This window comes from Selenomonas sp. ND2010 (assembly GCF_000702005.1).
Lineage (GTDB): Bacteria > Bacillota > Negativicutes > Selenomonadales > Selenomonadaceae > Selenomonas_A.
The window spans coordinates 284477-299274 of record NZ_JNKI01000001.1; the positions used below are offsets into that span (position 1 = coordinate 284477).

A 14798-nucleotide genomic window follows, 5' to 3' on the forward strand; every position below is an offset into this window, starting at 1 on the left:
AAAGATGATAAAATTTAACACGAAGAATAAAAAGTGATAATCGTCAGATTGTTTTATCCGGAGGGACGAAATTGGATCGAATCAATCAACATACAGCACCGGTTTATGAGGCACTGCTCGAATTGCGCAAGCGGCGAGTGGTTCCTTTTGATGTGCCTGGGCATAAACGCGGGCGCGGCAATCCGGAGCTGCTGGATTTTCTGGGTGAGAAATGCGTAGGGGTCGATGTCAACTCGATGAAAATGCTCGACAATCTCAGCCATCCAATCTCTGTCATCCGCGAGGCCGAAGAGCTTACGGCGGATGCGTTTGGTGCGCAGCATGCGTTCTTTATGGTCAATGGCACGACTTCGGCCGTGCAGGCGATGGTGCTTGCGACGGTGCGCGCTGGTGACGAGATTTTGCTGCCGCGCAACGTCCATAAAAGTGTCATTAATGCCCTCGTGCTCTGCGGTGGCATTCCGGTCTACGTGCCTGTGCGCGTCAATCATCAGATCGGCATTGCGACGGGCATGGCGCTCAGCGATGTCGAAAAGGCAATCCGCGAGCATCCGCGGGCCAAGGCCATCTTTGTCAACAACCCGACCTATTATGGCATCGCCTCGGATCTTGCGGGCATCGTGCGCGTTGCGCATGCGGCTGGCATGAAGGTGCTGGTCGATGAGGCCCATGGCACGCATCTTTACTTTGGCAAGAATCTGCCGATTTCGGGCATGGCAGCTGGCGGCGATCTGGCGGCGGTTTCCATGCATAAGTCGGGGGGAAGTCTGACCCAGAGCTCCATCCTGCTCTGCGGCGAGGGTGTCGATGCTGAGTACGTGCAGCAGATTATCAACCTCACGCAGACGACGAGTGCCTCGTATCTTTTGATTTCGAGCCTTGACCTTTCCCGCCGCAATCTGGCACTTCATGGCTGTGAGGCCTTCGAGAAGGTCAGCTCGATGGCTGAGTACGCGCGGTCAGAAATCAATGACATCGGCGGCTTCTATGCCTATGGCCGTGAGCTCATCGATGGGGACAGCGTCTACGATTTCGATGTGACGAAGCTGTCGGTTTTTACCCAGGGCATTGGCATGACCGGCATCGAGGTCTACGATATGCTGCGGGATGAGTACGACATCCAGATTGAATTCGGCGATATCGGCAACATCCTGGCCTATATTTCCATTGGCGACCGTATCCGTGATATCGAGCGTCTGGTTGGCGCCCTTGAGGATATCGCCGGCCGCTTTGCCAAGGACAAGCGGGAGCTTTATTGCGGGGAGTTTATCGCGCCGGAGCTCGTCATGAGCCCGAAGGAAGCGTTCTATGCCAGGGGTGAGCGCTTGCCACTCAAGGATACCGTTGGCCGCATCTCGGGGGAGATGCTGATGTGCTATCCGCCGGGCATCCCCATCCTTACGCCGGGGGAGCGCATCACGGAAGAGATACTTACCTATATTGAATACGCGCGGGAAAAAGGCTGTTCCCTGCAGGGAACGCAGGACCCGGAGTGCCGGGAACTGCGCATTTTGACGGAAACTTGACAAGTCAGCTTGACAAGTCAAGTTGACCCGTCAGTTTGACTTGTCAAAAGGGAGGAACCGAAGCAATGGAAATATGGTTTTCACAGATGGATACGGAAAACGTCAAGACTTCCGTGCGCGTGGATAAGCAGCTGTTTTCGAAGCAGAGCGAGTATCAGCGGATTGACGTCTTTGAATCCAACGAATTCGGCCGCATGATTGTGCTCGACGGTGAGATTATCTTCTCGGAGGCTGACGAATTCATCTATAATGAGATGGTCGTACATGTGCCGATGGCCGTCCATCCCGAGGTCAGGAATGTACTGATTATCGGCGGTGGTGATGGCGGTGTGGCCAAGGTGCTCACGCAGTATCCGGAGATTGAGTCCATCGATGTGGTCGAGCCCGATGAGATGTTCATCGAGGTTTCGCGGGAATTTTTCCCCGAGACGGCCAAGGGCTTTGATGATGAACGGGTCAAGATTACGAATATGGACGGCCTGCGGTTCTTGCGCCGTTGCCGGGATAAATACGACCTCATTATCAATGATTCGACGGACCCTTTCGGCCATACCGAAGGACTGTTTACGCGGGAGTTCTATGGCAACTGCTATCGGGCGCTGCATGACGATGGCATCATGGTCTATCAGCATGGCAGCCCGTTCTATGACGAGGATGAAGCGGCCTTTCGCGCGATGCACCGCAAGGCCTATCAAAGTTTTCCAGTAAGCCGCGTCTATCAGGCCAGCATCCCGACCTGTCCTGCCGGCATCTGGATGTTTGGCTTTGCCTCGAAGAAATACCATCCGCTTAAGGATTTTGATGCCAAGCGCTGGAATAAGCGCGAACTAAAGACCTGGTATTATACCACCCATTTGCATAAGGGCGCTTTTATGCTGCCCAAGTACGTAGAGGATATCCTGTCAGAGGAGGAGACGAAGAAATGAGCAAATTGATGATTATCGGCTGTGGTGGTGTGGCAAGTGTTGCCATCCATAAAGTGTGCCAAAACGACGGTGTTTTCGATGAACTCTTGATTGCCAGCCGCACGGTTTCCAAGTGCGATGCCTTGAAGGACAAGCTGCAGGGCCAGACGAAGACGAAAATCACGACGGCTCAAATCGATGCCGATGATGTCGAGGCCTTGACGAAACTCATCAAGGAGTATCAGCCCGATGCGGTTCTCAATGTGGCATTGCCGTATCAGGATCTCACGATTATGGATGCGTGCCTCGCTGCTGGCGTCGACTATATCGATACGGCAAACTTCGAGCCGGAGGACACCGAAGACCCGGAGTGGCGCAAGGTTTATGACAAACGTTGCCAGGAGCTCGGCTTTTCGGCTTACTTTGACTATTCCTGGCAGTGGGCCTATGAGGATAAATTCAAACAGGCTGGCCTTACGGCGCTCCTGGGCACGGGCTTTGATCCGGGCGTCACGTCGGTCTTTGCGGCCTATGCCAAGAAACATTACTTCGATACGATCGATACGATTGATATTCTCGACTGCAATGGCGGCGACCATGGCTATGCCTTTGCAACGAACTTCAACCCCGAAATCAACCTGCGCGAGGTTTCGGCGCCGGGCTCCTATATGGAAAATGGCAAGTGGGTGGAAATCCCAGCTATGAGCATCAAGCGCGAATACGACTTCGAGGGTGTCGGCAAGAAGGATATGTACCTCCTGCATCATGAGGAAATTGAGGCTTTGGGCCGTAATATGCCGGAGGTCAAGCGCATCCGTTTCTTCATGACCTTTGGTCAGAGCTATCTGGACCACATGCGCTGCCTCGAAAACGTCGGCATGCTTTCGACGACGCCGATTAACTACAATGGGCAGGAAATCGTGCCGATCCAGTTCCTTAAAGCCCTGCTGCCGGATCCCGCATCGCTGGGGCCGCGCACGAAGGGCAAGACGAATATCGGTTGCATCTTCACGGGCAAGAAAGATGGCAAGGAACGCTCCATCTACATCTATAATGTCTGTGACCATCAGGAGTGCTATAAGGAAGTCGGCTCGCAGGCCATCTCGTATACGACGGGCGTGCCGGCGATGATTGGAGCGATGCTCGTCGTGACCGGCCAGTGGAAGAAACCGGGTGTATTTACGACGGATGAATTCGATCCCGACCCGTATATGGAGGCGCTCAATAAGTGGGGGCTGCCGTGGAAGGTCGTAGAAAATCCGGTGTTGGTTGACTGATAGGGAAAAAGCATGTCCATAACGATCAAGCAGGTGCCGACGCCGGCCTATGTAGTTGACGAAACGACACTCGAAAAGAACCTACAGATTTTAAAAGACGTGAAAGAGCAGGCGGGCTGCAAGATCCTCTTGGCCCAGAAATGTTTTTCGATGTTTGCCGAATATCCGCTGATCAGCCGCTATCTCGATGGGGCCACGGCCAGCGGGCTCTATGAGGCAAAGCTCGGCCATGAGGAGATGGCCGGCGAGAACCATGTGTTTTCGCCGGCTTACCGCCCGGAAGAAATCGAAACGATTGCGGCAATCTGTGACCATGTCATCTTCAATTCCTTCAATCAGCTGCGCCGTTTCGGCCCGCTCGTAAAGCGCATTCAGGCGAACCGCGGCGTAACGCATGGCATTGGTCTGCGCATCAATCCCGAGTGCTCGACGCAGGAACAGGCAATCTATGACCCGTGCGCGCCGGGTTCGCGTCTCGGGGTTACCGCCGAAGTTTTTGCGGCTGCCGTTTCCCAGGAACCGGAGCTTTTTGAGCTGCTTAGCGGCCTGCACTTCCATACGCTTTGCGAGCAGGACAGCCCAGCGCTGGCCGTGACCCTTGATGCGGTGCGCGAAAAGTTTGGCCATTGGCTCAAGTGCGAAAATATCTGCTGGCTCAATATGGGCGGCGGTCATCATATCACACGGGCAGATTACGACCGCGCCCTGCTCATCAATCTTGTCAAAAAAGCCCGGCAGGAATACGCCGTCGAGGTTTATCTCGAGCCGGGCGAGGCCGTCGCCCTGAACGCCGGTTACTTGGCAACCGAGGTGCTCGATATCGTCGAAAATCACGGCACGCAGGTCCTGGTGCTCGATGCGTCTGCGGCTTGCCACATGCCCGATGTGCTCGAGATGCCGTATCGGCCGCCGCTTAAAGATTCTGGGGAGGCAGGGGAGAAGAATTATACTTACCGGTTGTCATCCTGCACCTGTCTCGCTGGCGATATCATTGGCGATTACTCCTTTGATCGGTCCATCGCCATCGGCGACCGGCTTTATTTTGAAGATATGGTCATCTACTCGATGGTCAAGAACAACACGTTCAATGGCATGGCGCTGCCCGCTATCTGGCGCATGGACAAGGATGGCGTCTGCACGCTCGTGAAGAAGTTTGGTTATGAAGATTTCAAGGGAAGGCTGTCGTGATATGGTGAGAAAAAATACTGCACCCACTGCGGATGGCTTTTATATGCCGGCAGAGTTTGCGCCGCATCATGGGACGTTTTTGATCTGGCCGGTTCGTCCAGGCTCCTGGACCAATGGAGGGCGTGATGTACAGCCGGTGTTTGTACGGCTCATCGAGGAAATTGCTGCGGTTGAGGAGCTGTATCTGCTCGTCGGCGACGCGCATCGCGCGCAGGCTGAAGCGATGCTGGCACATCTGCCGCAGGAGCACATCCATTACCTCGCGATTCCGACGGACGATGCTTGGGCGCGTGATATGGGGCCCACCTATGTGGTGGACGGCAAGACGCGTCGCGGCATCAGCTGGCGTTTTAACGCCTGGGGCGGCGAAGTCGATGGCCTGTATCCCGACTATGCCAGCGACAATGCGGCGGCACCGCTTATGGCGGCCGCCCTTGGCGATGACTGCTATGAGGCGGGCGATTTCGTACTCGAAGGCGGTTCCATTCACGTCGATGGTGAGGGTACAGCCGTGGTGACCGAGGCTTGCCTCCTGAGTGCGGGCCGCAATCCACAGCTTGCGAAAGAGCAGATCGAGCAGAAATTAAAAGACTATCTGGGGGTCACGAAAGTCATCTGGCTGCCGCGCGGCATCTATAACGACGAGACCAACGAACATGTCGATAACGTCTTTGCGTTTGTCCGCCCTGGTGAAGCTGTGCTGGCCTGGACCGATGACGAGAAGGACCCGCAGTATGCACTGAGCCAGGCTGACCTTGCCGTTCTCGAAGGGGAAACGGATGCCAAGGAACGCCGACTGGTGATACACAAGGTGCCCATTCCTGAGCAGCCTGTCTGCATCACGGCCGAAGAGGCAAACAGCTTTGCCTTTGCTGATGGCGAAGATATGCGCGAGCCTGGCGAGCGCCTTGCGGCCAGCTATGTCAATTTCTATATCTGCAACGGCAAGGTCATCGTGCCGCAGTTTGGCGATGCGATGGATGCGACGGCCTTGCAGATCCTGGGCAAGTGTTTTCCTGATCGCAAAGTCGTGGGACTGCCTGCGCGGGCTGTTATTGTCGGCGGTGGCAATTTCCACTGCCTGACCCAGCAGATACCAGCAGTAGGAATTTGATTACGAGGTGATTCGATGCGAAATGTGACCGTAGCTGCCGTACAGATGCAGATGACGGCGGACGTACAGGAAAATATCCAAAAGGCCGATGCGCTCGTGCGCAAGGCGGCCAAGCAGGGGGCAAATGTCATTCTGCTGCCCGAGCTTTTCGAGCGGCCGTATTTCTGCCAGCAGCGGCAGTATGAATTCTATGACTATGCAACGACAGTCGAGGAAAATCCTGCCGTGCAGCATTTCCAAAAGGTCGCTCGTGAGCTTGAGGTTGTGCTTCCCATCAGTTTCTATGAAAAGGATGGCACCCGGTTCTTTAACAGCATCGCCATGCTCGATGCGGATGGCAAGGTGCTCGGTGTCTATCGCAAGACCCATATTCCTGACGATCATTACTATCAGGAAAAATTCTATTTCACACCGGGTAATACCGGGTTCAAAGTATGGCCGACGCGCTATGGCAAAATCGGTGTCGGCATCTGCTGGGATCAGTGGTTCCCCGAGGCGGCCCGTGCGATGGCGCTCTTAGGGGCAGAGCTTTTGCTCTATCCGACGGCCATTGGCTCGGAGCCAATCTTGGGGGCTGACAGCATGCCGCATTGGCGCCGCTGCATGCAGGGCCATGCCGGTTGCAATCTCGTGCCGGTCGTTGCGGCTAACCGCGTCGGCGTCGAGGAGGTCAAGCCCTGCGAGGAAAACGGCGGCCAGTCGTCAGCCCTTAGCTTTTACGGCTCGTCCTTTATTGCTGACAATACCGGCGCGCTCGTCGCTGAGGCCAACCGCAGCGACGAAACGATACTTACCGCGACCTTTGACCTCGACCAATGCCAGCAAGATCGCCAAAGCTGGGGCGTCTTCCGCGACCGCCGTCCAGAACTTTACGGCGAGCTGGTCAAATAAATAGCCACAAAATACCAAACGGGCAGCCTGACAAGTCAAATCTTGACAAGTCAGGCTGCTTTTTGCTAGCAGTAATTTCTAAGAAAGAACTAGACGAGCCGAGGGGTATAGCGGTATAATAGGAAACGGACTATGTAAAAATCGTGGCGCAGGTCACGCTTAGATATTTTGAGGAGGTTCTTTCAAACCATGAAGAATACGAAACCTATTTACACGATTGGTCATCGCAATCCGGATACGGACTCGATTTGCTCGGCTATCGGCTATGCGCATTTGAAGCAGGCGCTGGGACAGAATGTTGTTCCGGCTCGTGCTGGCAAGGTAAATGCTGAGACGAAATACGCGCTGGAATATTTTAAGGTTGAGCAGCCGCTGCTGCTGACGGACCTTTACCCGCGGGTAAAAGATATCACGATGGATTGCAAAATCGTGGTAAAGCAGCATGACACGCTGCGTCATTTGGGCGAAGTCATGCGCGAGCATGAGCTCAAATCGGTTCCGGTTACGGACAGCAAGGGCCTGCTCGTTGGTATCGTTACGGTTTCGGATTTGGCGAAACGCTATTTCCAGGAGCTTTCGATGCAGAACCTCTCGGAGATGCGTGTTCGCTATCGTGACATCATCGCTGCTACGGACAGTGAAGTCCTCGTAGCCGGTGATGAGGGTGCTTTCATCGAAGGCAGTGTCCGTATCGCTGCGGGCAGCATTGAGACCATTAAAAAAGTCATCGATAAAAAAGACATCGTTCTCGTTGGCGACCGTCATGACGAGACGATGATTGACATCGTAAAACAGGGCGTTTCCTGCATGATTATCACGGGGGGCGGCCGCGTCTGCGCGGAAGTCCTGGAACTTGCCGAGGAGCAGAACACCTTCGTCCTGTCGACGCCTTATGACACGTATACGATTGCTCGTCTGATCAATCAGTGCGTACCAATCCGCCGCATCATGCATGCAGATCCGGTTTGCTTCAAACCGCTGGATATGCTCTCGGATATCAAGGGCGCAATGGAAGAGACGAACTACCGCAACTATCCGGTTATCGAAAACGGCCGTCTCGTTGGTATCATCAGCCGCGATAATATGGTTATGCCGGAGCGCGAGCAGGTTATTCTCGTTGACCACAACGAGCGTGGTCAGGCCGTTGAGGGCATTGAGGAAGCTAAGATTGTCGAAATCATCGATCATCATCGCTTGGGTGGCATCCAGACGAGTGAGCCGATTTACACGCATGCTGAGCCGGTAGGCTGCACGGCAACGATTGTTGCCAACATGCACTGGCAGAACGATGTCGAGATTCCGGCTTCGATTGCTGGTCTGCTGCTGTCGGCTATTCTTTCCGATACGGTCCTGTTCAAGTCCCCGACCTGCACGGAGTATGACAAGAAGACGGCTGAGCGTCTGGCTGAAATCGCTGGCGTTGACATCAACGAGTACGGCATGGCAATGCTCAAAGCTGGTTCGGGCATCGGTGATATGACGCCGGTTGAGATTGCCAAGAATGACCTCAAGGAGTTCCAGATTGGTGATTATCGCATCATCGTCAGCCAGATTTCGGTTATGGACCCGAAAGAGGTAATGGATCTTGAGCCGCAGATGATTGAAGCGATGACCAATATCTGCGAAAAAGAAGGCTTCGATATGAGCCTGGTCATGGTTACGGATATCCTCGAAGAGGCAACGTATCTCTTGTACGCTGGTTCGCCGAAGACGCTGATTGGTGAGGCCTTCAAGAAGGATGCCAGCGGTACGCATGTGTATCTGCCGGGCGTCATGAGCCGCAAAAAGCAGATCATCCCGCCACTTTCCGAGGCGGTAAAACGCATTGCCAACTAAGGTTGGACAAACAATACCATAGAAATCAAAGCCTTCCCCGTATGGGGAAGGCTTATTATTCCGTTGATTAGGATACAGGAGGACATTTTGGAAATTTTTGAAGGTTTGAATCCCGCGCAGACAGAAGCAGTAAAGCATACGGACGGTCCGCTTTTGATTATGGCCGGTGCCGGTTCAGGAAAGACGAAGGTACTGACCTGTAAGATTGCCAATTTGCTGGCGCAGGGGGTGCAGCCCTGGAATATTCTGGCCATCACGTTTACGAACAAAGCAGCTACAGAGATGCGTGAGCGCGTCGATCGCATGATTGGCGAGGGGGCAAAAGATGTTTGGCTCAGCACGTTCCATTCGTTTTGTGCGCGATTCTTACGTCGCGAAATTGAAGCGACAGACCTTTATAAGAAAAATTTTGTCATCTATGATTCGAGCGACAGCCAGGTAGTCATCAAAGATTGCCTCAAAGAACTCAATCTCGATCCGAAGCAGTATGCGCCAAACTCCATCCAGAATGCCATATCGAATGCCAAGAATCAGCTCATGGGGCCGAAGGCCATGGAGCGCGATGCCGACAATTTCTTTCAGAAGAAAGTCGCTGAGGTCTATAAGCTCTATGCGCAGAAGCTGCGCACAAACAATGCGCTGGACTTTGACGATTTGCTGATGGTATCGGTTATCCTGCTCGAGGAGAACGAAGAAATCCGTACGAAATATCAGCGCCGGTTCAAATACATCCTCGTCGATGAGTATCAGGATACCAATGGCGCACAGTATCAGCTGACGAAAATCCTCGCGGCGCAGCATCATAACCTCTGTGTCGTCGGTGATGCCGATCAGTCCATTTATGGCTGGCGTGGTGCGGATATCCGCAACATCATGGATTTCGAGCAGGACTATCCGGAGGCCAAGACCATCAAGCTCGAGCAGAATTACCGCTCGACGAAAAACATTCTGGCAGCAGCTAATGCGGTTATTGAGCACAACGTCAATCGCAAAAAGAAAGACCTCTGGACGGAGAATGCGACGGGCGAGAAGCTCACGAGCTATGAAGCCCGCGATGAGCGCGATGAAGCGCAGTTTATCGCGACGACGATTTCCAAGCAGAAGACGATATTTAATGCATCGTATGGCGATATAGCGATTCTCTATCGCACGAATGCCCAGTCGCGCGTCATCGAGGAAACGTTCATGCGCACAGGCATCCCCTATACGATGGTCGGTGGCCTCAAATTCTACGACCGCAAGGAAATCAAAGACATTCTTGCGTATCTGCGCGTGATTTACAATCCGCTGGATACCGTGAGCCTTTTGCGCATTATCAATGTACCAAAGCGCGGGCTCGGTGCCACTTCGCTGGCCAAGCTCACCGCTTATGCCGATGAGAACGGTTTGTCCTTGTTCGATGTCATCTCCAATCCGGAACTTCTCGATACGATTCCGGGAATTACGGCCCGCGTCAAGAAACCGTTGGAACTGTTCTCGACGTTTATCTTCCAGTTCATGGGCTATCAGGCCAACATGCATCTAGACGACCTCATCGACAAGGTGTTGGAGGAGTCCGGCTATCTGGCTGAATTAAAGTCTGAGAATAAGCCAGAGAACGAATCGCGCATTGAAAACTTGCGCGAGTTCATCGGTGTGGCCAAAGATTTTGAAAAGACGGAGGCCAATCCGAATCTCGAGACGTTCCTGTCGCAGCTCTCGTTGGTCTCGGATATCGACAATGCGGACATGGAAGAGGATCGCGTTACGCTGATGACGCTTCATTCCGCCAAGGGCTTAGAGTTCCCGATTGTGTTCATGATTGGCATGGAGGAGGGACTCTTTCCGCATTCGCGGACGCTCATGGATGAAAACGAGATTGAAGAGGAGCGTCGTACCTGCTATGTGGGTATCACTCGTGCGGAGCGCAAGCTCTATTTGACGAATGCACGTCAGCGCACGATTTATGGCAAAACCAATGCGTTCCCGCCGTCGCGCTTCCTGCAGGAGATTCCCGACGACTACGTCGAGCGTCTCGTGCCGCGCGCCAATGCTTATGGCTTTGCCAATGCGAATCATTACGGTGCCCAGCAGCAGAGCGGCTTTATGAGCTTCCGTCCGAGCGCAAGCCAGATGGGAAATGGCGTGCACTTCAATGGCAAGCCGCAGTCGGCACTTGAGGCGATGGCAGCGCTACAGAAGAAGAATGTCAACACGCAGCCAAGCGGCGGCGTCATCCGTCCGGACACGAGCATCCAGTGGAAGGTCGGCGACAAGGCTCGCCATGGGAAATGGGGCGTCGGCACTGTCGTATCGGTCAAGGGCAGCGGTGAAGAAGTCGAGCTCAAGATCGCTTTCCCTGGTCAGGGGGTCAAAGGTCTTATGCAGAAATACGCGCCGATTACCAAGGCATAAAAATCTTACAGGATTTCACGAAAATACCCGTTGCAGGCAGTATAGCTGCAGCGGGTATTTTTTTGGCAGCAGAACGCATAGCAGGCGCAGGTTTTGAGGGGAAAACGAAAAAAACAGAAGATTTTTTCATTTTGGAGGCATTGTACAATTGACAGGTGAAAATGCCGCATAGTATACTCAAATTAAAGATGGATTAAAGCGGACGTAAGTCCCTGCGAGGATGGAAGAGACAAGGAGAACAATATGGAGTATAAGATTGGACGCAGTCAGGCCGTGCCGGTGGATGATGCCATCGAGCGTGCGTGTCAAGGCGTGACGCAGGCAAAATTTGTTTGGTTTACGACAACGGTAGATGCCTTTGCGGAAACCGCCAGCAAGATGCAGGCGCGGTTCCCGCAGAGCATCGTCATGGGGACGACCTCTATTGCTGCTTTTTCCCATGCGGGTATCTTCCACGACACGCTGGAAGTCCTGGCAATCACAAGCGGCATTGAATGCGTGGGCAATGTGCTCGAGGAGGCCGATCGCTGTCCGTTAAAATACGTTGGGCGTGTACAGGAGGCCGTTAGGCGGCTCGGCACGCATCGCGCCGATGATACGATCTGCCTGACGGCCACCAATGGCTTGATTTCCTGTGAGGAATCGGTACTGGCCGTATTGAACTCGGTGCTGCGCAAGGAGAATATCCCCGTATTCGGCGGTACTGCCGGCGACCGCGGCTTAGCGGAAAAGACGCTGGTATCGCTGAACGGCAAGGTCTATGATAAAGCTAGTGTATTCGTGCTGCTCCGCAATCTGGGCGGCAGTATCCATCTCTACCGTGAGAATATCTATAAACCAATCTGCGAGCCGCTGACCGCTACGGCTGTCGATGCGTTCCATCGCAAGGTCATGGCTTATGATGGCCGTCCGGCTTCGGAGATGGAGGCTAAGATGCACGGCCTGGCGGCTGCGCAGATGGATCGCAGCTTCCTGGACAGCAACCCGGTAGGCCGCATCATTGGCAAAGATATGTATATCATTGCTAACGATGACATGGACACGGATTGCCGGACGATGAAATATCATGCGCGCATCTATGAGAATGACCAGATTGTCATGTTGCAGCCTGACGATTATCGCCAGGTCAATCGGAAAACTATGCAGAAAATCCAGCGCGATGTGCCGCAGCCGTCGCTTTCCATCATGGTAAACTGCCTGGCACGCACGCTGCTCTTCGAGAGTGAAGGCTATGCCGATGAATTCTTCCGCAGCATGGGCACCGTGCTCGGCGATTATGTCGGCTGGGGCGGCTATGGCGAGCAGATCTATGAGCAGCATTTCAATCAGACGATGATTGCAGCGGTATTTGAGTAAGGAGCATATTATGGGATTCTTTAATTTTGGCAAATGCAAAGAACCGCTGTACAATCAGCGAGCAGCGGAAGAGAACAAGCAGCAGGCAGCAGTGCCTAGAACCGTGAAAACGATGGCAAAACCGGCTGCTGCAGCACCGGCAAGACCAGAGCGGGTCGATGAGCAGATCGCCTATGGCATCGATTACCTCGATGAGCGCATGAATGAACTTACCCAGGCCGAAGCGGGTATTGCCGAATACGTGCACAAGATGAACGAAACGTATGCGGGCATCGGTCAGGTGAATGAGGATTTTGCCTCGCTCAATGATCACTTCAATCAGCTGGAAGACTATGCGCAAAATATCTCCACCATCATGGAAAAGTCCCAGTCGGTAGTCAGCAATGCCGGGAGTAGTGTAGGCTCCCTGGCTGGTAAGATGCAGGAAATCGAGGGTAAGCTCGATGAAATCACGACGGTGTTCCAACAGCTCGAGGAAAAGTTCACCAATATCAAAAAGATGTCCGAAGGAATCGAAGGGATTGCTACGCGCACGAACCTCCTATCGCTCAACGCCTCCATCGAGGCTGCCCGTGCCGGCGAAGCTGGCCGCGGGTTCAGCGTCGTAGCGGAGAATATCCGCGAGCTGGCGGCATCGACAAAGGGGTTGGTCGAAGGCATCGATACGAATATCAATTCGCTGTATCAGTCCATTGCCGAACTGAATCAGGCTATCGAACAGACCCGCCAGAAGACCGCGGAGAATGCGTCCTTCGTCGGGGAGGTGCAGGCAAGTTTCGATGATGTGACCAAAAGCACGGAAAGCGTTGGCGATTACAGTAAGCGCATTGCCGCAGGAATCCATAAGACCAGCAGTATGATGGATTCGATAGCGGATGGTGCCAGCTCCGTTGGCGGCTTGGTCACATCGATGCGCCAGAACATCCATGGCCTCAAAGAGCTCATGAGCGAGAAAAACGTGATTGCCTGCAGCATGATTGACTTCTTGCGTCAGGTTAAAGTCTTGGTAAAAGAACGTCGTTGATGGCGCGAGGATAATGCGCGCAGTTAACGGGACTGTGAAAAAATCCCTTTATATTGATCGAAAATATAGAAGCCTCCATAAGATTGATGAATCTACCTTATGGAGGCTTTTATGAATTTATCCACGCACTTTTTACAAACTGTAATTTCACAGCCCCGTTGTGCGTGCTGTGTATACATTCTGGCCTTATTGCGAATATTAAAAAAATACAGTATAATAGGCCTAGAGAACTAGAAGACAGCAACCAATTCAGGTGGAACTGGAATCGATAAGGATTCTACAGACAGAGGGGTACTAAGAAAGTGAGGGGGTTTTGTGGAAAGGTTTTATCGATGGCTGTTGTCGACGTCTTGGACGGAGCGTATGCGTGCGTACGCATTTATCGAGAAAGACCTGCGGATGCGTGATGATTGGGTGTTCGATGATGACAAGTGGGAAGAACTGAAATTATTGACCGGTCAAATTATTTCGATTCATTTCAAACGCTATCCAGCAAAGGGGCTTCACGATTTTACTGAACGGCTTAAGGTGCTTTATACCTTACTACTTAACAAACTAAGCAGTGATAAGAGTTCTGGTCATCGCGTCAGCATGAGACTGTTGCTCGATATCTATGACGATGACAACATCGCCGCACGGCAGGAAATCCGCAATATGTTTGGCCGCAGAGAGTACGATGAGAGCCTTACGGTACTGGAAAATCTCTTTGCCTGCTACGAAAAGATGATGGAAGCAATCCAAAGTCGCTATGTAGTTGCAATGGGGTAAAGAAAAAAGAAGGATATTGCCTAAGTCCCGCGAATATCATATATATCAACATTAGGAGGTATATATTATGATGAAACGTTTTTGGGTAGCGGCAGCATTGGCAGTATCTGTACTTTCTTTTGGTGCGGTGTCGAATGTGGCACCGGATTTGGGCATGGTGTCTACGGCTAGCGCGGCAGAGGCTGACCAGACCTTCACAGGGAAATGGTATGATAAAGATGGCCATTTTGTAGTGAATATTCAGCCGGGAGTCATCAACAGCTGCCGTATTGTACGGACTTACGGGATCACGAATACGAACCCAGGCTCGGGGCATTATGTCATCTTGGAAGCAAATGGTGAGCATGACATGTTCATTCAGTGGGAAGGCGGTTATTGGGAAAATAATACCTATGTAGAACCCCATATTTCCATTGATGGTGGCGAAAAGCTTTCGCGCAAAGCATAAAAAGACCTTTACACAAGGTCTGGCGCGTGTTATACTATTAAAAGTTAATTTAAGTTATCTTATGTTAAAGA

General features: G+C 52.8%; 12 protein-coding genes. All 12 read left to right on the forward strand.

Annotation, left to right across the window (positions count from 1 at the left end; genetic code table 11):
- Nucleotides 1-71 precede the first annotated feature (71 nt).
- The 12 genes from T504_RS0101400 to T504_RS0101455 all read left to right on the forward strand — a co-directional run bounded on the left by T504_RS0101400 (nucleotide 72) and on the right by T504_RS0101455 (nucleotide 14727).
- Entirely contained in the window at nucleotides 72-1526 is a 1455-nt protein-coding gene (locus tag T504_RS0101400; protein WP_033169230.1) for an aminotransferase class I/II-fold pyridoxal phosphate-dependent enzyme, read from the forward strand.
- Between the two features lie 65 nt (nucleotides 1527-1591).
- The gene (gene speE, locus T504_RS0101405; RefSeq protein ID WP_033169231.1) at nucleotides 1592-2452 is read left to right on the forward strand and encodes a polyamine aminopropyltransferase; all 861 of its coding nucleotides are present in this window, start codon (nucleotides 1592-1594) and stop codon (nucleotides 2450-2452) included.
- On the forward strand, nucleotides 2449-3708 hold the full coding sequence (locus T504_RS0101410; RefSeq protein WP_033169232.1) for a saccharopine dehydrogenase family protein: 1260 nt from the start codon (nucleotides 2449-2451) through the stop codon (nucleotides 3706-3708). The genes speE and T504_RS0101410 overlap by 4 nt, the downstream gene beginning before the upstream one ends.
- 12 nt (nucleotides 3709-3720) lie before the next feature.
- Nucleotides 3721-4896, forward strand: coding sequence for a carboxynorspermidine decarboxylase (nspC, locus tag T504_RS0101415; protein ID WP_197018654.1), 1176 nt, complete (start codon nucleotides 3721-3723; stop codon nucleotides 4894-4896).
- A gap of 1 nt (nucleotide 4897) precedes the next feature.
- Nucleotides 4898-6010 carry an agmatine deiminase gene (gene aguA / locus T504_RS0101420; RefSeq protein WP_033169233.1) on the forward strand — a complete coding sequence of 371 codons (1113 nt, stop codon included), beginning with the start codon at nucleotides 4898-4900 and terminating at the stop codon, nucleotides 6008-6010.
- Between the two features lie 15 nt (nucleotides 6011-6025).
- Nucleotides 6026-6901 (forward strand): N-carbamoylputrescine amidase, encoded by an 876-nt coding sequence (aguB, locus tag T504_RS0101425; RefSeq protein WP_033169234.1) that lies wholly within the window; start codon nucleotides 6026-6028, stop codon nucleotides 6899-6901.
- A 189-nt stretch (nucleotides 6902-7090) separates the two neighbouring features.
- A complete protein-coding gene (locus T504_RS0101430; RefSeq protein ID WP_033169235.1) occupies nucleotides 7091-8737 on the forward strand; it encodes a putative manganese-dependent inorganic diphosphatase in 1647 nt (548 codons plus the stop codon).
- 87 nt (nucleotides 8738-8824) lie between these two features.
- Complete coding sequence (gene pcrA, locus T504_RS0101435; RefSeq protein ID WP_033169236.1) at nucleotides 8825-11131, forward strand: DNA helicase PcrA; 2307 nt, start codon at nucleotides 8825-8827, stop codon at nucleotides 11129-11131.
- 243 nt (nucleotides 11132-11374) lie between these two features.
- Entirely contained in the window at nucleotides 11375-12487 is a 1113-nt protein-coding gene (locus T504_RS0101440) for an FIST signal transduction protein (RefSeq protein ID WP_033169237.1), read from the forward strand.
- A gap of 10 nt (nucleotides 12488-12497) precedes the next feature.
- Nucleotides 12498-13511: a methyl-accepting chemotaxis protein gene (locus tag T504_RS0101445; RefSeq protein ID WP_033169238.1), complete on the forward strand. Its 1014-nt coding sequence runs from the start codon at nucleotides 12498-12500 to the stop codon at nucleotides 13509-13511.
- A gap of 315 nt (nucleotides 13512-13826) precedes the next feature.
- The gene (locus T504_RS0101450) at nucleotides 13827-14279 is read left to right on the forward strand and encodes a hypothetical protein (RefSeq protein ID WP_156033439.1); all 453 of its coding nucleotides are present in this window, start codon (nucleotides 13827-13829) and stop codon (nucleotides 14277-14279) included.
- Nucleotides 14280-14346: 67 nt separating this feature from the next.
- Entirely contained in the window at nucleotides 14347-14727 is a 381-nt protein-coding gene (locus T504_RS0101455; RefSeq protein WP_033169240.1) for a hypothetical protein, read from the forward strand.
- Nucleotides 14728-14798 lie beyond the last annotated feature (71 nt).

Coding starts and splice junctions, on each gene's coding strand:
- speE (WP_033169231.1), top strand. CDS start 1,592: ATGGAAATATGGTTTTCACAGATGGATACGGAAAACGTCAAGACTTCC.
- T504_RS0101410 (WP_033169232.1), top strand. CDS start 2,449: ATGAGCAAATTGATGATTATCGGCTGTGGTGGTGTGGCAAGTGTTGCC.
- nspC (WP_197018654.1), top strand. CDS start 3,721: ATGTCCATAACGATCAAGCAGGTGCCGACGCCGGCCTATGTAGTTGAC.
- aguA (WP_033169233.1), top strand. CDS start 4,898: ATGGTGAGAAAAAATACTGCACCCACTGCGGATGGCTTTTATATGCCG.
- aguB (WP_033169234.1), top strand. CDS start 6,026: ATGCGAAATGTGACCGTAGCTGCCGTACAGATGCAGATGACGGCGGAC.
- T504_RS0101430 (WP_033169235.1), top strand. CDS start 7,091: ATGAAGAATACGAAACCTATTTACACGATTGGTCATCGCAATCCGGAT.
- T504_RS0101440 (WP_033169237.1), top strand. CDS start 11,375: ATGGAGTATAAGATTGGACGCAGTCAGGCCGTGCCGGTGGATGATGCC.
- T504_RS0101445 (WP_033169238.1), top strand. CDS start 12,498: ATGGGATTCTTTAATTTTGGCAAATGCAAAGAACCGCTGTACAATCAG.
- T504_RS0101455 (WP_033169240.1), top strand. CDS start 14,347: ATGATGAAACGTTTTTGGGTAGCGGCAGCATTGGCAGTATCTGTACTT.